Origin of the sequence: Desulfovibrio sp. 6_1_46AFAA (genome assembly GCF_000224635.1) — a bacterium.
Lineage (GTDB): Bacteria > Desulfobacterota > Desulfovibrionia > Desulfovibrionales > Desulfovibrionaceae > Desulfovibrio > Desulfovibrio fairfieldensis.
This window is the reverse complement of the sequence record NZ_JH114300.1, coordinates 326,405-344,795: the sequence shown is the minus strand read 5'-3', so window position 1 is coordinate 344,795 and position 18,391 is coordinate 326,405. Positions and strand designations below refer to the sequence as shown.

The 18,391-nt window shown below is 60.8% G+C and carries 15 protein-coding genes; 9 read left to right on the top strand and 6 right to left on the bottom strand.

Translation table 11 applies throughout. The features are described 5' to 3' along the window. Nucleotides 1-95 precede the first annotated feature (95 nt). A complete protein-coding gene (locus tag HMPREF1022_RS01360) occupies nucleotides 96-1,325 on the top strand; it encodes a hypothetical protein (RefSeq protein ID WP_009301557.1) in 1,230 nt (409 codons plus the stop codon). Between the two features lie 197 nt (nucleotides 1,326-1,522). Here the strand turns inward: HMPREF1022_RS01360 and gatB are convergent, their stop codons facing one another. The 3 genes from gatB to HMPREF1022_RS01345 all read right to left on the bottom strand — a co-directional run bounded on the left by gatB (nucleotide 1,523) and on the right by HMPREF1022_RS01345 (nucleotide 5,636). Then, nucleotides 1,523-2,959 carry an Asp-tRNA(Asn)/Glu-tRNA(Gln) amidotransferase subunit GatB gene (gene gatB, locus HMPREF1022_RS01355; RefSeq protein WP_008683876.1) on the bottom strand — a complete coding sequence of 479 codons (1,437 nt, stop codon included), beginning with the start codon at nucleotides 2,957-2,959 and terminating at the stop codon, nucleotides 1,523-1,525. A 62-nt stretch (nucleotides 2,960-3,021) separates the two neighbouring features. Next, entirely contained in the window at nucleotides 3,022-4,773 is a 1,752-nt protein-coding gene (locus HMPREF1022_RS01350; protein WP_008683875.1) for an ARMT1-like domain-containing protein, read from the bottom strand. Further along, complete coding sequence (locus HMPREF1022_RS01345; protein ID WP_008683873.1) at nucleotides 4,770-5,636, bottom strand: NAD(+)/NADH kinase; 867 nt, start codon at nucleotides 5,634-5,636, stop codon at nucleotides 4,770-4,772. The genes HMPREF1022_RS01350 and HMPREF1022_RS01345 overlap by 4 nt, the downstream gene beginning before the upstream one ends. A gap of 672 nt (nucleotides 5,637-6,308) precedes the next feature. Here HMPREF1022_RS01345 and HMPREF1022_RS01340 point away from each other — a divergent pair. The 7 genes from HMPREF1022_RS01340 (at nucleotide 6,309) to HMPREF1022_RS01315 (ending at nucleotide 13,261) form a co-directional block, all read left to right on the top strand. Then, nucleotides 6,309-6,941 (top strand): D-sedoheptulose 7-phosphate isomerase, encoded by a 633-nt coding sequence (locus HMPREF1022_RS01340; protein ID WP_008683872.1) that lies wholly within the window; start codon nucleotides 6,309-6,311, stop codon nucleotides 6,939-6,941. 2 nt (nucleotides 6,942-6,943) lie between these two features. Next, nucleotides 6,944-7,180: an FmdB family zinc ribbon protein gene (locus HMPREF1022_RS01335; RefSeq protein ID WP_009301556.1), complete on the top strand. Its 237-nt coding sequence runs from the start codon at nucleotides 6,944-6,946 to the stop codon at nucleotides 7,178-7,180. Between the two features lie 218 nt (nucleotides 7,181-7,398). Beyond that, nucleotides 7,399-8,331 carry a hydroxymethylbilane synthase gene (gene hemC / locus HMPREF1022_RS01330; protein WP_009301555.1) on the top strand — a complete coding sequence of 311 codons (933 nt, stop codon included), beginning with the start codon at nucleotides 7,399-7,401 and terminating at the stop codon, nucleotides 8,329-8,331. A gap of 13 nt (nucleotides 8,332-8,344) precedes the next feature. Beyond that, entirely contained in the window at nucleotides 8,345-10,786 is a 2,442-nt protein-coding gene (locus HMPREF1022_RS01325) for a Lon protease family protein (RefSeq protein ID WP_009301554.1), read from the top strand. A gap of 99 nt (nucleotides 10,787-10,885) precedes the next feature. Next, nucleotides 10,886-11,461, top strand: a complete 576-nt coding sequence (locus tag HMPREF1022_RS01320; RefSeq protein WP_035060207.1) for a TetR/AcrR family transcriptional regulator — start codon at nucleotides 10,886-10,888, stop codon at nucleotides 11,459-11,461. A gap of 229 nt (nucleotides 11,462-11,690) precedes the next feature. After that, a complete protein-coding gene (locus HMPREF1022_RS19045) occupies nucleotides 11,691-11,813 on the top strand; it encodes a hypothetical protein (protein WP_009301553.1) in 123 nt (40 codons plus the stop codon). 2 nt (nucleotides 11,814-11,815) lie between these two features. Then, on the top strand, nucleotides 11,816-13,261 hold the full coding sequence (locus tag HMPREF1022_RS01315; RefSeq protein WP_009301552.1) for a sodium:solute symporter family protein: 1,446 nt from the start codon (nucleotides 11,816-11,818) through the stop codon (nucleotides 13,259-13,261). A 173-nt stretch (nucleotides 13,262-13,434) separates the two neighbouring features. On the opposite strand, the gene HMPREF1022_RS01310 is transcribed toward HMPREF1022_RS01315, so the two are convergent. The 3 genes from HMPREF1022_RS01310 to HMPREF1022_RS01300 all read right to left on the bottom strand — a co-directional run bounded on the left by HMPREF1022_RS01310 (nucleotide 13,435) and on the right by HMPREF1022_RS01300 (nucleotide 17,262). Beyond that, entirely contained in the window at nucleotides 13,435-15,531 is a 2,097-nt protein-coding gene (locus tag HMPREF1022_RS01310; protein ID WP_009301551.1) for a TRAP transporter permease, read from the bottom strand. Nucleotides 15,532-15,586: 55 nt separating this feature from the next. Then, the gene (locus HMPREF1022_RS01305) at nucleotides 15,587-16,138 is read right to left on the bottom strand and encodes a DUF1850 domain-containing protein (RefSeq protein WP_009301550.1); all 552 of its coding nucleotides are present in this window, start codon (nucleotides 16,136-16,138) and stop codon (nucleotides 15,587-15,589) included. A gap of 173 nt (nucleotides 16,139-16,311) precedes the next feature. Beyond that, complete coding sequence (locus tag HMPREF1022_RS01300; protein WP_009301549.1) at nucleotides 16,312-17,262, bottom strand: TAXI family TRAP transporter solute-binding subunit; 951 nt, start codon at nucleotides 17,260-17,262, stop codon at nucleotides 16,312-16,314. 271 nt (nucleotides 17,263-17,533) lie between these two features. Between HMPREF1022_RS01300 and HMPREF1022_RS01295 the strand changes: the two genes are divergently transcribed. After that, complete coding sequence (locus HMPREF1022_RS01295) at nucleotides 17,534-18,355, top strand: YMGG-like glycine zipper-containing protein (protein WP_009301548.1); 822 nt, start codon at nucleotides 17,534-17,536, stop codon at nucleotides 18,353-18,355. Nucleotides 18,356-18,391: the final 36 nt, after the last annotated feature.

The following is an 18,391-nucleotide window of genomic DNA, read 5'->3' as shown; positions in this document are numbered from 1 at the left end:
GGAAGCCGACCCGCATCGTTCCTGGCCCGATATTTGCAAAATTGTCTGCGGCAGGCCCGCGCGCCGGACACAGGCAAAATCTGCCGGGAGGAACCATGAGCATATCAGGCATCGGCAACTACAACAACATTCTGCTCCAGTGGCAGGGCCAGCAATTGAAGAGCACGGGCTCGGGCAGCTCCAAGAGCTCCTCCGCCAACAGCCTGAACAGCCTCTTCGGCAACACGTCCATGACCAACCAGCTTTCCAGCATGGTGGAGCTGACCAAATATGCCATGGATGCCATGGGGCTTTCCAACGACAGCCGGGTGACCTTCAACCAGATCACCAAATACCGCGAACAGTTGCAGAACGAGTTTAGCGCAAGCGTTAAAAACGGCCTGGCCGGGATAGGCATCGATGACATCAACGGCCTGAGTTTCAGCCTGGATAAAAACGGCAAGCTGACCGCCGCGAGCGACGACGCCTCGGACAGAAAGGCCGCGCAGGCCTGGCTGGACGCCAATCCCGCCTTGGGCAAGGATCTGCGCAAAGCTCTGACCGATGCCGGCATTGACGCCGAAAGCGCGGTGGATCTGCGCGTCGGTTCCGGCGGCAAGCTCAGTGTGATCAATACCACCGCCGACAATATGCAGTCGGCACTGAACAGCGATGCGGACCTGACCAACGATCTGCGCGCGGCGCTTAAGAAAATGGGCGTGGATATGACCAACGGCCTGAACTTCAAATTAGACGACGAAGGCAATCTGGCTGTCGGCAATGATGTGGAGCAGGCCGAGGCCATCAACCAATGGCTGAAGGAAAATCCCAAACTGGCCGACGCGGTCAAGGCGCAATTGGAAAAACGCGATGTGGACGCCTCGGCCGTGAGTCTGCGCCTGAACAGCGAAGGCCCTGTGCAGATCAGCGTGAATAATGCCGGGCTCAATGATATCCAGGCCGTGCTGGACAAGCAGGGCGAGGCGGGCAAAAAACTCCATGACGGCCTGGACAGCCTAGGCGTTGACCCGAACATCAAGTTTTCCATCCAGGTCAATGACGACGGCAGCGTGACCGTCATCAGCGACCATGCCGACCGCGACAAGGTACAGCAGTTTTTTGACGACAACCCCGATCTGATCAAGAAATACCGGCAGATCGAAACCCTGTCCGGCATTGACGACGCCCGCAAAGCCATGCAGGTTTCGCCCACGGCCATGCGCAAACGCATCCAGATCGAATCCATGGCCGCCTGGTGGGCGGATTCGGGCAGCGCCAGTTCCTATTTCGGCAATTACTCGGGCGGCAATCTCTCCCTGTTGTCCGGGTTGAACCTCAATGTTTAGCCTTTTCTCCGACCTCGAAACCAACAGAGCGCTCTGACGAAAAAACGGGCCTGCCGACGACATCGCCGACAGGCCCGAGTCTTTTATTCACTTGACCCGGTTTTTCCAGAGCATTTAACACGCTACTCACATTTCGCGGCAAGAAGTTGCAGACAGATTCTTGCAGAGCAATTGACGCATTTCATGCGTGAACTGCTCTATTGCAGCTTTTTGTTCAGCAGCTCGTTGACCAGTGCGGGATTGGCCTTGCCCTTGGTGGCGCGCATGATCTGGCCCACAAAGAAGCTGATCAGTTTGGTCTTGCCGCCCTTATAGGCCTCCACTTCCGCCGGGTTGGCGGCAATTACCGCATCCACGGCGGCTTCCAGGGCCGAGGAGTCGGAAATCTGTCCCAGGCCCTTTTCCCTGACGTAGGCTTCGGGCATGGCGCCGTTGCTGAACAGGTCGCCGAAGATGTCATTAGCGATCTTCGCGCTGATCAACCCTTGATCCACAATACGCACCAACTCCGCCAGGGCTTCGGGCTTCATCGCCCACCGGGCCGGGTCGCCGGTGGGTACGTTGCGCGCGTTGCATTCGCGCAACAGCGGTCCCAGCACGTAATTGGCCACCTTGCGGGGATCAGCCTTCTGCGCGGCGGCCTCAAAGAAGTCGGCCAAAGCCCGGCTTTGCACCAGCACTTCCACTTCCGCCTCGGGCAGGCCGGTCAGCTCCATGAAACGACCGGCACGGGGCTGAGGCAATTCGGGCAGTTCGGCCCGCCAGCGTTCCAGTTCCGCGGCTTCTATTTCCACGGGCAACAGATCCGGGTCCGGGAAATAACGATAATCGTGGGCCTCTTCCTTGCTGCGCATAGAGGCGGTAAGGTTTTTCACCGCGTCGTACAAGCGCGTTTCCTGCACTACGCTGTCGCCGTCGTCCAGCACATCCTGCTGGCGGGCTATTTCGTATTCAATGGCCCGCTGGACGTTGCGGAAGGAATTGAGATTTTTGAGCTCGGTGCGCGTGCCGAAGGCCGTCGCGCCCACCGGCCGGAGGGAAACATTGGCGTCGCAGCGAAAGCTGCCCTCCTCCATATTGCCGTCGCAGACGCCCAGATAGGTCACGATGCCGTAGAGCGTCTTGAGATAGGCCACGGCTTCGGCGGCGGAGCGCATGTCCGGCTCGGAAACGATCTCCACCAGGGGCGTGCCCGCACGGTTCAGATCCACGTAGCTGGCGTTCTCTCCCTGGGCGTGGATGTTTTTGCCCGCGTCATTTTCCATGTGGATGCGGGTAATGCCGATGCGCTTGCTTTGGCCTTCCGCCACGATATCCAGGTGGCCGTGCTCGCAGATGGGCAGATCAAACTGCGAGATCTGGTAACCCGCGGGCAGGTCCGGATAAAAATAGTTTTTACGGGCGAAGATGGAGCGGCGGTTGATGGCGCAATTGGTGGCCAGGCCCACCAGAGCGGCGTAATGCACGGCCTGGCGGTTGGGGACGGGTAGCGCGCCGGGCATGCCCGCGCAGACTTCGCAGACATTGGTGTTGGGCGGCTGGCCGAATCTGGTGGAACAGGAACAGAACAGCTTGGAGGCCGTTGCCAGTTGCACATGCACTTCCAGGCCGATAACGGCTTCATAGGCGGCCATGATCTCAATCCACTCCCTGTCGCGGGGGCTGGAACCCGCATGCTTTGTGTTGCGGCCGAGCCTCAACGGCCCGTGGGCCGGCTGATGCTGGCGTCAAAATATTTGCCCACCCCGTACTCGCCCCGGCGGAAAAAGAGCCGGGGCTCAGGCCCGATGATCTGCATTTCGCGATTCTTGGCCTGCATGTCCAGGGCGATGCGCATTTCCTTGGTGCAACCCGTGGAATAGGTGGCGTCCTTGCCGGACCAGGACGGCGGCACCTTGCGTCCCAGCAAGGCGAAACTTTCCTCAATGTCCTCCACGGTCTGGAAGCGCCAGACGTCGATGAGGCCGCTGCGCTGCACCCGCTCCCACATGAACATCAGGTCGTCCCCGTCCATGCCTTCCACGAAGTGCTCCGCCGGGTTGATAATCAAAATATTATCCATTTTTTTTCGCAGATTGTCCACAAAGGTCCGCGCCAGGGTCACGGCCACGGACGTCTGGCCGGGAATGCTGCCGATGACGCAGCTGTAGAACATGACCGAGCGGCCTTCACTGTGGGCCGCGCGCATCTCCTTGATAATGGCGTCGGCCTGGGCGGCGATGTCTTCCTCGCTGAATTTGCGCGCCGCGGCCGCGTGCCTGCGCAATTCGATGCGAAAGCCGCTTTCGTCCCGCCAATAGCAGACAATGTCGCGGGTGAATTCATGGCTGCTGCCCAAAAAAATGTCCGCCGCGCGCCAGCCTTTGCACAGCACCACGTCGGCCTCTTTCCAGGCCCGGGAAAAGGTCACGGAGACCCGGTAGAGATTCAGGCGCTCGCGCGTGCCGTCGTCAATAACCACCAGCCGGTGTTCGCGCAGATGCCGCAAAAGGTCGTTTTTGCCGAGTTGAGTTTCGCGCAGCACAATGCCGCCGCGCAGCCAGCGCTCCAGCGTGGGATCGCTTTCCATATCGTCCATGGTCGGCGCGAAAAAATAAAAACCGGATTTGACCGCGCAAATGACCCGGTGCCCCATGCGGATCAGGCTTTGCAACATAGCCAGATCAAAAAGGATGCCACCGTCGGCGTCGCACAAAAAAAGCACGGTGGCCGAGCGCCCGGCGGTGCGCGAAAAATAGCCGCGCAGCGGCGCGGCCGCCTGTTCGGCCTCGCGCATGGCCCTATGGATGCCCTGGGCCGAAGGCAAGCGCTCCTGCCATTCCTTGGCCATGGCCGAAAGGCAGAAAAAACGGACCAGTTCCAGGCTGTCGAGCAACTGCCGGGTTTCACACATATCGGCGGGCAGTTTGCCGCGCGGCATGGCTTCCAGGTTGTTTCTGATCTCGGGCATATCCAGCATTTCCTGCTGGCGCAATGTGGAAGCGCTGCGGCGTTCCCGCCAGGGATCGCCCAGGCTGTAGCTCTGGGCCAGAACCAGATCTGTCATCCGCTTGACCAGACGCGACGGAATCAGCGTCCGCTGGGCAATATACTGCAAAAAACGGTAGCGGCAGAAATGCAGGATGCGCCGCCGCTCCGCGCGGTCCTGCACCATGGAGCGGATCAGGCGCATGATGATGCGCCAGGCGCGGTTATACTGGGCCTGCAGTTTCGGCAACAGATTATCGGCGCGCAGCATGGCGAAAGTGGCATCGGAACAGGGCAGATACACCTGATTGTCGTCCAGCTGGATCATGAACGCCAGTTGTTCCGGGCTCGCGATGATGTCCGGGTTCATCCGATAGGCCAGGTTGTTGTCCATCAGCATGCTGTAAAGCCAAGCGTCGAAACAGACGTCCCGGCCCAGGCGAATGTCGCGCACGCTGGACGGCTCGCGGGATTTTTTCATGCTTTCTCCGCACCGGCGCCGGAGGCCCGCTCAAGCACAAAACCCCGCGTGCGCAGACGCTCGAAAAAAGAAATTTCATCGCCCATGAAGCGCACGGCCGCGGGCAGCCCGGTGACTTCCACCAGATCGCCGATCTCCAGCCGTTGGCCCTCCTGTCCGTCCACGGTGATGTAGCAATCCGTGGAACCGGCTTCAATGCGCATGCTGAACACGGTCTTGCCCGGAAAGACCATGGGGGAAATAGTATTCAAAAAAGGACAGATGGGCGTGAAAGCCACGGCGTTCATCCCGGAATAGAGCAAGGGGCCGCCGGCGGAGACGCTGTAGCCCGAGCTGCCCACCGGCGTGGAAAGAATTATCCCGTCGCTGCGCAGCAGGCCCATACGCTGTCCGTCCACGGTGATGTTCACGCAGACCAGGCGGGAAAGGGAACCCCGGCTCAAGACCACGTCGTTGACGGCGGAGCCGCCGGCCTGCAGGCTGCCGCCGCGCGTGAGCTTCCAGCTCAAGGCCAGACAGGTGCGCACCGCCAGTTCGCCCTTGAGGCAGGCCACCAGCCGCTCTTCCCAGTGCTCGGGCTGGGCGTCGGTCAAAAAACCCACCCGGCCGAAATTGATGCCGAACAGGGGCACAGACCGCCCCACCATGCGACGGGCCACGCCCAGCATGGTGCCGTCGCCGCCGAGCACGACCACGAAATCGAGTTCGGCGGCATAGGCGGAATCCTCATGTCCCGCTTCAATCATCACCGCTGTGTGCCCTTGTGCGCGCAACCATTGCAGGATTTCGCAACCGAGCTCCCAGGCGCGTTCGTGGCGGGCCTTGCAGACCAGAAGTACATGCCGGAAGACTGTATTTTGCATAAGCAGGTAATTTACGTTATCAGGGCCGCGACCGCAAGTACGTGTTCCGGGCGCGCTTGTCAGCCGCGCCGCTTTGGCATAAGTATGGGCATCCCGAAATCAAACGGCGTTCGCGCGGCACTCGCCGGGAACTGTTTCAAATTTGTCCTTTCGCCCTCTGCCTGCAACAGGCTCGCCCGTGTGAAGGTCAACAATTTGAAGATACTCCCTCCGCCCGAAGCTCGCCTTTCCGGGCAGAGAACAAAAATCCTCATTGGAGCAGTTCACGCATGAAATGCGTTAATTGCTCTGCAAGGATTTGCAGACAAAATCCTTGCCGCGAAATGCGAGTAGACGGCCCTTGGCCGCCGTAAACGAACATTTCAAGTGTTGAATGCTCTAGACACAAGTCCTGGAGCAATTCACGATTGAAATGAGTGAATTACTCTGGTGGTCGCGTGAGCGGTCACCCATGCCCAAGTGCAAGGGAGCGACCGAAGGCGGCGCAGCCGTGCCCGTAGCCCTTTTGGGCTAACGGGCATCGACAGCGGCGATAAACCACGTTTTAGCATTGCTGTCGGTATCCGTACGGTTCGAAGACTCGCCAACGGCTACCGCTTCCGCAGCACGCGGGCGGTGTACCGTTTGAAATGTGTGACATTTCAAACGCAAAATGCTCTAAGGATGCGCAGCATGAAAGACTCTGCCCTGGAGATCATAGCCCGCCATGCCCAGGACGGCGCGCGCCTGCGTGAGGAATTTTTCCGCGCGCAGGCTTCCGATCTGCGCGAGGCCGCCTTGCGCGCGGCCCTCTGCCTGGCCGGGGGCGGCAAGATTCTGCTCTGCGGCAACGGCGGCAGCGCGGCCGACGCCCAGCATCTGGCCGCCGAATTCGTGAACCGCTTTCTGATGGACCGCCCGGCCCTGCCGGCACTGGCCTTGAGCACGGATACATCGGCCCTGACCGCCATCGGCAATGATCTGGATTTCAGCCAGATTTTCGCGCGGCAGGTGGAGGCTTTGGGGCGCAAAGGCGATCTGCTGGTGGGCATTTCGACCTCCGGCAACAGCGCCAATGTGCTCGCGGCCCTGCAGACGGCCCGGCGGACCGGGCTGTTCACCGTGGGGCTCACGGGCCAGGGCGGCGGCGGAATGGCCCCGCTCTGCCATATCCTGCTGGAAACGCCCACGCGGCACACGCCGCTCGTTCAGGAGCTGCATATTGCCGCCGGACATCTTTTCTGCCAGCTCACTGATTATTATCTGTTTGAAAATGTTACGGCGCTTACGCCGTATTTCCAATCAGACCAGGAACAGAAGGATTGAGCATGCCCATTTATGAGTACAGCTGCGAAAAATGCGGCCGGGAATTTGAGGAACTGGTTTTTGACGACGCCGCGCCCGTCTGCCCCCACTGCGGTTCGCGTGAAACGCACAAGCTCATGTCCCGTTGCGCCCATTGTACGGGCGGCAGCGACGGCGGCGAGTATGCCGCGCCGTCCTCCGGCGGAGGCGGCGGCTGCGCCGGATGCTCCGGCGGCAATTGCGCCAGTTGCGGGCATTAAACCACGCGCACCGCGCCGGACAAAACTGACACGGGCATCGCCCTTCACTAGTGTCTAATTTTTCAAGTTAGACACACAAAATCCGAAGGATTTTGCGGCGGCGTAGCCGTGAGTCAGCGAAAAACCACGCTTTTTCGCTGACGATCCTGCAAAAATTGAGAGCACAAATATGTTCGAAATTTTTGTAATCAGACACTAGGAACAAAGAACAGGAAGCTATGCGCAAGCATCTCGTCATCGCCACCCGCGGCAGCCGTCTGGCTCTCTGGCAGGCCGAACATGTCAAAAGCCGCCTGGAAGCCCAGGATCCGGGGCTCACGGTTTCGCTCAACGTCATCAAAACAAAAGGCGACATCATTCTGGACGTGCCCCTCTCCAAAGTGGGCGGCAAGGGGCTGTTCGTGAAAGAAATTGAGGAAGCCCTGCTGGACGGGCGGGCGGATCTTGCCGTGCACAGCATCAAGGATGTGCCCATGGTCCTTCCGGAAGGCCTGATTCTGGGCTGCGTGCCGCAGCGCGAGGCCTGCACCGACTGCTTCCTTTCCGTCCACTATGCCGACCCGGACGCCCTGCCGCAAAAGGCCCATGTGGGCACCAGCAGTCTGCGGCGGCAGGCACAGCTCTTGTCCATACGGCCGGATCTGCGTATTTCCAGCCTGCGCGGCAATGTGGACACGCGCTTGCGCAAACTGCAGAATGGGGAATACGACGCCATCATCCTGGCCTCCGCCGGACTCAATCGTCTGGGGCTCAGTGCGCCGTACATGGCCCCTTTGGACCCCGAACGCTTTCTGCCCGCCGTGGGCCAGGGCGCGCTGGGCATTGAATGCCGCGAAGACAATTATGATCTGCTCGTCCTGCTGGCGAGCCTGGAAGATCGCGCCACCCGCGTCTGCGTGGATGCCGAACGCGGCTTTCTGGCCGGACTGGAAGGCGGCTGCCAGGTGCCCATCGCCGGGCATGCCCGCCTTGTGGACGAGGAAACCGTCAGCCTCAAGGGACTGGTGGCCGAAGTGGACGGCAGCCTGATCCTGCGCGGCGAAAAAAACGGCAATGCCGCGGACGCCCGCGCCCTGGGCCTGGAACTGGCCGGGGAACTCCTGAACAAGGGCGGCCGCGCCATTTTGGAAAAACTTTACCAACAACAGTAAGAACTATATATTTATGCCAAGCATTACACCTCTGCCCACCACCCGGCTGCACGCCACGTTTGATCCGGCCCGCATTCCTTGGGAGGACAGCCGGGCCATTCCGCTGCCGCGCAACGGCAACAGCCGCAAGAATCCCTTCCAGCCACGGGCCATGCAGGCTCTGGACCTGGCCCTGCAAATCCGCACAGCCGGTTACAACATATATCTTTCCGGCGAAGCGGACCTCGGCCGCAGCTATATGCTGCTTTCCTATCTGCGTCCCCAGGCGCGCAAGGCTCCTACGCCGCCGGATCTGGTCTATGTGCAGAACTTCGCGGACCCGGACCGCCCCAGCCTGCTGGCCCTGCCCGCCGGACAGGGTAAAAAGTTCAAGCAATCCCTGAAAGAAACACTGGAAAACGTCGACAAAGAGCTGGCCCGGCGTTTTGAGGCCACAACCTACGTCAAGCAGCGGGCCAAGCTGGTGGACCAGTTCCAGAACGTGCGCATCGGTCTGCTGCACAAGATGAACTCGGTGGCCGTGCATAAGGGTTTCAATCTGGACATGGACGAAAACGGCGGCCTGACCCTCTACCCTCTGGTAGAAGGCAAGCGCCTGAGCGAAGAGGAGTTCGAGCGCCTGGACAATACGGTGCGCCTCAACCTCAAGCGTCGGGGCGACAGTCTGGTGCAGGCCATGGCCGGTTTCATGCGCCAACTGAACAAGGCCGAGGAATCCTTTCACGACGATGAACGCGACCTGGAACGCCAGGCCATGGCCCAGGTGCTGGACGCCCTGCTCACTCCGGCGCAACAGCGCATCCTGAAGGCCTGCCCCGTGCCGGGGCTGGCGGACTATTTCGCGGCCCTGCGCGAAGATATCCTCAAAAACACCGAATCCTTTCTGCCGCGCGACGGCATGCCGGGGCAGCCCGGCGGCGAAGGGCACGCCCTGCCGCCCATGGAAAACATTTTCTACCGCTACGAAGTCAACCTGCTGGTGGACAACAGCGGGCAGAACGGCGCGCCCATTGTAGTGGAGGACCACCCCACGGCGATCAATCTGCTGGGCTGTGTGGAACGCGAGTCGGAAATGGGCGCGCTGGTCACGGATTTCACCCTGATCAAGGCGGGCAGCCTGCACAAGGCCAACGGCGGCTTCCTGGTCCTGCACATTGAGGACCTTCTCCAGCATCCCAACGCCTGGGAAGGCCTGTTGCGCGCGCTGCGCTCCAATCAGGCGCGCATTGAGGACACCGGCGACACGCCGGATACGGCCATCCGCACCAAGGGCATCACGCCTGAACCCTTGGCGCTCGATCTCAAGGTGGTGCTGATCGGCGGCGAAGAACTTTACGAAACCCTGCTGGTCAATGACGACCGCTTCGCCAAACTCTTCCGCATCAAGGCCCACATGGCCGACGTGACTGAGCGCAACGCCGAGAACATCCGTATTTACCTGAGCCATATCGCCAGGATCATCGAGGAAAACAAGCTGCGGCCCTTTGACCGCACTGCTCTGGCCTGGCTGGTGGATCTGGGCTCGCATCTCTGCGAGGACCAGCGCCGCCTTTCGCTCAAATTCCCTCTGCTGCGCGAGCTGATGATCGAAGCGGCGGCCTTGGCCGAGATGCGCCGGTTGCCTCTGGTCAGTGCCGCCATTCTGGAAGAAGCCTATGCCGCGCGCACCTATCGCGCCAATCTGGTGGAAGAAATCTTCATGGAGGAATACGACCGCGAGATGATCAAGGTGCGTACCTCCGGCTCGGCCGTAGGGCAGGTCAACGGGCTTTCGGTCACTTGGCACGGCGACTTTGAATTCGGCCTGCCGCACCGCATTTCCTGCACTGTGGGCGTGGGGCACGAAGGCATCATCGACCTGGAGCGCGAGGCGGAGCTGGGCGGCCCCATCCATACCAAGGCCATGATGATTCTGAAAAGCTATCTCACAGACCTTTTCGCCCGCAAAAAACCGCTGGTGCTTTCCGGCTCGCTCTATTTTGAACAGAGTTACGCCGGCATTGAAGGCGATTCGGCCTCGGGAGCGGAACTGGTGGCCCTGCTTTCTGCCCTGGCCGACGTGCCGGTGCGCCTGGATCTGGCCTTTACCGGCGCGGTGAGCCATTCCGGCCAGATCATGGCCGTGGGCGGAGTAACCCGCAAAATCGAGGGCTTTTACAAGGTTTGCGCCCGGCACGGGCTTACTGGCTCGCAGGGCGTCATCATCCCCCGCGACAATGTGGACCATTTGATGCTTGCGCCGGACGTGCTGACGGCGGTGGAGAAAAAACAGTTTGCCATTTATCCGGTACGCCGCATTGAAGAAGCGCTGACCTTGCTCACCGGCCTGCCCGCCGGACGGCGACGCAAAAGCGGCGGTTTTACGTCGGGCAGTCTGTATGATCTGGCGGACAGACGTCTGGAACGCCTGGGGGGATATGCGCAAAATGCCTTCCGCAGGCCCCGCAAAAGTTGAAAATCGGTTCTTTTATTGACTTTGCCGTTCCCAGGCGGTAATGGTTTTCGGCCCTGACAATACTTCAGCCCGGCCTTGTACCAGCGCCACGAAATGAATATGAACAAAAGCAAAAAAGAAGCATTGCTCCAGGCGGCCAAGGAGCTTTTCGGCGAATGCGGTTATGTGGAAACCACATTCAAGAAAATCTCCGACCGGGCCGGCGTGGCTCTGGGCCTTCTGACCCATCATTACGGAAATAAAGAAAAACTGTTTCTGGCCTCCGGGCTGGATGTGCTGGAGCACTTCCTGACCAAACTGCGCGAGGCCACCGCAGACGCGGATTCCGGCTTTGACGCCGTGATGCACTTCTGTAAAGCCTACCTTGATTTCTCCATTGACAAAAATTCCAACTGGCTGGTTCTGGTGCGCTGTTCGCCCTACAGCGACATGAAGACCAAGACCGACCGCGACCTGATGGACTCCATGTTCTCACAGGTCCATCAGTTGCTGGAAACACTCATCGCGCGCGGCGTCAATGACGGCAGCCTGGCCAGGGTGGACAGCAAGGCCACGGCCCAGGTGATCATTTCGCTGATGGTCGGGGCCAACCGTACCCAAGTGCTGACCCCTTACGCCCTGCCCACCCTGTACAGCGATGTGCTGGACTTTGTGGCCCGTTCCATCAAGGCCTGATCTTTTCCGGCATATTCCACTCCGGGGGCATTGACAGCCCGCCCGGTGGAGGATAAGGGTTGAGGCATGAACGCAGCCATGACGTTTCGATTTTTTCGATATTACGTCGCCAGAGTCAGCCACTGACCCCGGTTCGGTTGCGTCGCCGTTTTTTTCAGACAGCATGCAAAGATGGTATATACCGCCGACCAATGGGGTCGGCGGTTTTTTTATGCCTGAAGGAGGCTCCATGGATACTCTCTCCACGCTTTTGCTGGCCGATACCGCCGTGTGCATAGCCATTCTCTCTCTGGCCGGGTCGTTGCTGCTGGCCCTGGTCGGCCTGGGCCGCCAGGTCCGCCGCCGGAGCTGACCATGCTGCTCGATGCCCTGATATGGATCGCCTACATCGCTGTTTTTGTCTGGCTGGCCCGCAAAGGCCAAGGGCATGACGCCCTGACTTCGGGTCGCGTGGGCTTCGGCATTCAGGCCTTTGCCTACGTGGCGACCTACATTTCTGCAGTGGCTCTGGTGGGCTTCGGCGGTCTGGCCTATGCCTACGGCCTGCAAATGCTCCTGGTGGCCGCAGGCAACGTCTGGCTGGGCACCTGGATCGTATACCGTTTTCTGGCTTGGCCCACCCGGGTCTGCCAGCGCAACCTCCAGGCCCGCACTCCCACCCAGCTCCTGGCAAAAGGGCACAAAAGCCCGTTTCTGGGCAAAGCGCTGGCTCTGCTCTTCGCGGTCTTTCTGGGCGTCTATGCTTCGGCGGTCATCAAGGGCGCGGCCCTGTTGCTGGCCCAGATTCTGCCGCTGCCGCTCTGGTCCCTGATCTGGCTGGTGGCCCTGCTGGTGGGCTTCGCCGTCTTTGTGGGCGGGCTGCGCGGCGTGCTCTACACCGAAGCCATGCAAGGCCTTGTTATGCTGCTGGGCATCTGCATGCTGGTCTGGGCCGTGTTCAGTAAAGTAGGCGGCCCCATCCAGGGCATTGCCGATCTGGCCCAGCTGGCTCCCACGGCCCAGGCCAATGAAGGATTCCTGGCCCTGTCCAGCGGCGAACAAGGCTGGTTCATCATTTCCCTGGTGGTGGTGACCTCCATTGCCGTCTGGGCCCAGCCGCAGATGATCCAGCGCCATTTCGCCCTGAATTCGGCGAAGCAGGTCAATAAAATCACGCCGCTGGCCATGCTGGTGCTTACCGTGCTGGTGGGCGGAGCCTACTTCGTGGCCTCGCTTTCCCGCCTGATCCTGCCGGAAGTGGCCTCACCGGATGACGTAATGCCCACTCTGGTCAAAATGCTGCTGCCCAATGTGGGCCTGCAGATTTTTGTGCTGGCTATTGTCTCGGCCTCGCTTTCCACGGCCACGGCCATCTTTCATATCGCCGTCTCGGCCATTGCCGAGGATCTGCCGGGGCGCAAGGCCTCGCGCTCCATGTGGCTGCTGGGCATCGCCTTCTGCGTGCTGCTGTCCGGGGGCTGCGCCCAGATCAAGGGCCAGCTCATCGCCCTGCTCTGCACCACCAGCTGGAGCATCGTGGGCGCCACTGTTCTGGTGGCCTACGTGGCCCTGGTGCGCTTCGGCAAGCGCAGCTCCCTGGCTGCCTGGATAAGCTGCGTGGCGGGCTTCACCAGCTGCATGCTCTGGTATCTGCTGGCGCATAAAAGTTTCGCGCTGACCCCCCTGCTCTGGGAACAGGCCGCGCTGATTCCGCCTTTCTTTGTGGGTTTCGCCTTCTCCCTGGCCGGCTGGCTACTGGGATGGGCCGTGGACAGAGAAGGCCGCAAGGCCTCCTCTTTCTGGCCCGCGGCAAGCGCCTGAGCACGCACGCCGATAAAACCCGACCTCTCGTTTTGATCAAACAAAGGGCGCGGCATCATCAGTGATGCCGCGCCCTTTGTTTGATCCGTGCCTCGCGATCAGCGAGCAGTTTTGTGCCTACTATCTCAGAACCCGTCCGTCGCCTCGATCAGCCACTCGACGCAAAGCCGGACTTACGCCGCGACCGCTTCCGGATGCCGGGGCCCTTCCTTGAATACCTTCTGCAAGACATAGACCGCCGCCATCAAGCTAAGGCCGATGATATCCGTAACCAGTCCCGGGGTGATCAGCGTAATGGCCGCGGCCACCAGCACCAAGCGTTCCCAGAGATAAAGGTTGCGCAGCCAGTAGCCCACACTCGCGAAGGAAAGTGAGGCAATGCCCACAGCCGCGGTGCAGACGATGAAAACAATCTCCGTATTGCTGGCGCCGATCATCAGCAGGCCCGGATTGTAGCAGAAGATATAGGGAATCAAAAAACCCGCCAGAGCCAGCTTAACGGCCATAAAGCCCGTGGCGTTGGGTTCCGACCGGGCAATGCCCGCTGCCGCATACGCGGCCAAGGCCACCGGCGGAGTCAGGTCGGCCAGGATGCCGAAGTACATGATGAAGAGATGCGCGGCCAGCATGGGCACGCCGAAAGTCTGGATGGCCGGGGCCGCAATGGTGGCCAGCACGATGTACTTGGCAGTGGTGGGCAGGCCCATGCCCAGCACAATGGAGGCCAGCATGGTGAAGAAGAGCGTCAGGGCAAAGCTGCCGGCGGAAAGGGTCAGAATGGCGTTAGCCAGCTTGAGCCCCACGCCGGTGAGCGTCACCACGCCGATGACAAAGCCCGTGCAGGCGCAGGCCGCGGCCACGCCCAAGGCCAGACGACCGCCGTTCTCCATGGCTTGCAGGATGTCCTTTCCGGCCTGGCGGTTACACTGCGCAAGGGCGTGCCCGACCTTCATGCCGCTGGAACCGGCTCCGGCCCAGGCCTTCCAGTTATTGGCCACCAGGGAAATGATCACGGTCGCCAAAATGCAGTAATAAGCCGATTTGAGCGGCGTATAGCCCTGAATAAGCAGATAGATGAGCACGAAAATGGGAATGAGCAGATAGCCGCCCTGGCGCAGTACGAACCATGCGCGCGGCAGGCGTTCCTTGGGAATGCCCTTGAGGCCCAGGCGCTTGGCTTCCATATGGACCATGAAGCCCACGGCCAGATAATACAACAGGGCCGGGATCAGCGCGGCCTTGGCAATTTCCACATAGCCCACGCCCAGAAACTGGGCCATGATGAAGGCAGCCGCGCCCATGATCGGGGGCATGATCTGGCCGCCCGTGGAGGAAGCCGCTTCCACCGCACCGGCAAAAGCTCCCCGGTAGCCCACGCTTTTCATCAGAGGGATGGTGAAGGTGCCCGTGGACACGGTATTCGCCACGGAAGAACCGGAAATGGTGCCGAAAAAGCCGCTCGCCAGCACGGCCACCTTGGCCGGGCCGCCCACAAAGCGTCCGGCGGCTGCCAGGGCCAGGTCAATGAAAAACTTGCCCAGGCCCGTACTGTGCAGAAACGCGCCGAACAGAATAAACAGAAAGACAAAGGAAGCTGAAACGCCCAGCGGCATGCCGAACAGGCCTTCCGTGGTCAGATACATATGGGCCACGATACGCTTCATTGAGAAGCCGGGATGGCCCATCATGCCGGGAATCAGGTTGCCGAACTTGGCGTAGAGCAGAAAGCAGACGGCAACCAGGGTGATGGGCAGCCCCACGATGCGCCGCGTGGCTTCCAACACCAGCAGAATGGAGGCACAGCCGAAAATGAAGTCCATCTCGGTGGGCGGCCCGGCATCCAGCACGATCACGTCGTAATTCCAGACGATATAGCCGCAGACCGCCGCTCCGGCAGCGGCCAGCAACACGTCGTACCAGGCGAGCTTATGCTTGCTGCCTGTGGCCCGCGCCGGATACAGCAGATAGATCAGCACCAGCACAAAGCCCAGGTGCACGGCGCGCTGGATTTGCGGCGGGTACGCGCCGGTGGCCGCTGTAAAAAGATGGAATCCGGAAAGGGCGATACAGAGCACGCGGATAAAAACTTCCAGGCCGCCCCTGAACGTACGATAGGCTGATTCCTTATCATACTTGGCTACGATTTCGGAAACGTCGACGGTGTCCTGAACCTTTTCCACCGTCGCGGAATCCAGCTTTTCGGCCTCTTCCAAGGCAAAACCGCCGGACCCCTCCTGTTCGATAACCTTCATCCGCTCTTTATGGCTCATCCTTACCTGCCTCAAAACTAAACGTTGTCATGCGCCGGGGCGGCGACCGTTCCGCTTACCGGATTGCAGCCCCCGCGCGGACGCGCGGAACCAGCGTAAAGGTAACGGCACTGCCCGGCGGCGCCAGTTCCGCCAAGGGAATCTCGCGCGTCATGCCGCGCGCGGATTTTCCTTCAGCCGCGCCCTCCCGCGGCAACAGCAGCGTATGCCGCGCAATGCGCCCCACGCGCACATCAAAAGAAGGCAGCGCCTTGTGATAACCGCTGATTACAATGTGCCCGTCGCCGGTGGACATGGTCTGCCCCGGCCCCGGAGTGTGCGGCAGGCCCGCCCCGAAATCCTGATAAACCGTTTTTTCCAGAAAAATTGTCTGATGACTGACGCGGAACCAGTCTTCCACCGGGCTTTTGGCCACGGAATGGATGTAACGAATGCCGAAGCTCAGTCCTTCCCGCGCCGGACAGGAAAAGAGCACAACACCGTCAGCATTCTTCAGCACCAGGTCGCCGTCCGTTCCGTCCGGGGAAGCCGCCCGCGCTGCCCCTGCCCAGAGCAGTGTGCAGAGACACAGCAAAGCTGTCGGCATGTACAAAAAAAATTTCGGCATGTCCATTCCGCCCGCAGGCCGCGTCGGGCGGAAGCCCTGCCCCCGCCCGGCCGTCATCGTCTACGGCATTTTTCGTTTGAGCGGGTGTCCACTCGCACAGCCGTCAACGCAATTCCACTTTGAAATAGCTCTGAAACGAAACAGGGCGAGGGAAAGCCCCTCGCCCCAAGGTTTTACTTCAACGCGCCTTTTTCCTTGAGGTACTTGGCCGCGCCGGGGTGGAAGGGAATGGTCACGCCGTCAGCCGCATGCTGCAGAGAGATTTCCGCGCCCTTGTTGTGGGCCTTGGCAACGTCGCCCAGATTTTCAAACAGGGTCTTGGTCAGGGCGTAGGCCACGTCGTCGGGCATATTCTTGTTGGCCACCAGAATGGCCTGCACCGAAAGCGTGGGCACGGCATTTTCCTGGCCTTTGTAGGTCTTGGCCGGGATGGCGTCCTTTACCAGATAGGGGAACTTGGCCACGATTTCATCGGCCTTGGCCCCGTCCAGCGGCACGAAAACCACTTCCTGGGCCGTGGTGATGTCCTGGATGGCCGGATTCGGGGTGCCGATGGTAAAGACGAAGCCGTCCAGCTGGCGGTCCTTGAACTGGTCGGCGGTTTCGCCGTAGGGCAAAAAGATGGGCTCCACGTTCTTGTAGTCCAGGCCGTAGAAGCCGAAGATCTGGCGGCAGTTCACTTCATTGCCGCTGCCGCGCGCGCCCACGGAAACCTTCTTGCCCTTGAAGTCTTCCAGCTTGGTCACGCCGCTGTCCTTACTGGCGACCACGTGCAGGTATTCAGGATAGAGACGGGCAATGGCGCGCACGTCCTCGAGCTTGGTACGGAAAGGGGCCTTGCCGTTGAAGGCGGAGTCAGCCACGTCGTTCTGCACGATGGCGAAATCCACGTCGCCGGCCTCCACCAGGCGCATATTTTCGCCCGAGGCGCCCGTGGCCTGCGCGGTGATGGCCAGAGCCCCGTTGCTTTTGGAGGTGAGCACCTGACCGATGGCACCGCCCAGGGGGAAGTAGACCCCGGAGGTGCCGCCGGTGGCCAGGGTCAGGCGTTTGGCATCGGCAAAAGCCGTGGCGGCGGCCAGAATCAAAGCGCCGGCCAGAACAAGGCTGAAAACTTTTTTCATCTGGGGATACTCCTTGAACAGGGTTGACCCGTCAGACAGGCGGGCCGCGTCCAATGCGACCGCCGTGCGCCACGGGTGGAAAAACGATGGGAACTATGTATGCATACACCAGTGAGGTGCCAAAAGCAAATCAAGAGCGCTCCGACGCGCCTGAACCAGGCTCTGGGTCGGTTGGCGCGACAGAGGATTGCCGCTTGCCGTTTACCATTGCTTTGCAGTAAAATGCAAAAATACGTGGGTATTTCATAACCGCATCCGAGGAGGCCGTCCCATGCAACACCGCGTTTTTCTTCCGGGCTTGGCTCTGCTTCTGGCGGGCAGCCTGCTGCTCACCGGCTGCGCCAGCCAGTACGGCGCGCAAAAAACCAAGGTCAACTATTATCCGCAGTGCTACCAGCCCGTGGCCCAGTTGCGGCAGGATGAGAACAGCACTGGCACCAGCACCGCCGTCGGCGCGGCCGGGGGCGCTTTGCTGGGCGCGCTGATCGGCGGCCTGGCTACCGGCAAAGTGGAAGGCGCGGTGGCCGGTGCGGCCGTGGGCGGCGTGTCCGGCGCGGTGGCCGGCAACATTTACGGCAAATCCCAGGCCCGGGACCGGGACGCAGCCTATCTTCAGGCCTATTCGCGCCAGCTGGGTTCCGAAGCGGCCAGCATGAACCGCGCCACGGCGGCGGCCAAGGTGGCGGCCAAGTGTTATGACGAACAGTTTCAGCTGGCGGCCAATCAGCTCAAGGCCGGACAGATCACCCGGCTGGACTTTCAGGACCGCTACAATGAGATCCGCAGCGGCCTGGAGGAGACGTCCTTCATCCTGAACAGCACGGCCACGACCATGGCCCAGAAGGACAGCGAATATCAGCGGGCTCTGGCCGAACAATACACCGCCGCCGAACCGGCCTCAGCCAAGCGCGCCAGCACGGCCAAAAGCGGCAAGCGCGCGACCGCGCGACCGGCTCCGGCCCCGAGCCAGAGCAACGTCACGGCCCAGGCCGAACAGTGGAAGACCTCCCGCGAAGAGCTGGAAAGCACGCGACAGGATGTGGACTCGCGCCTGAACGCCTATCAGCAGACAGTGGACAATCTCTTGATCTGACCCGCGCCCGCCCCGCACGGCGTTTCTGTTGCGGGG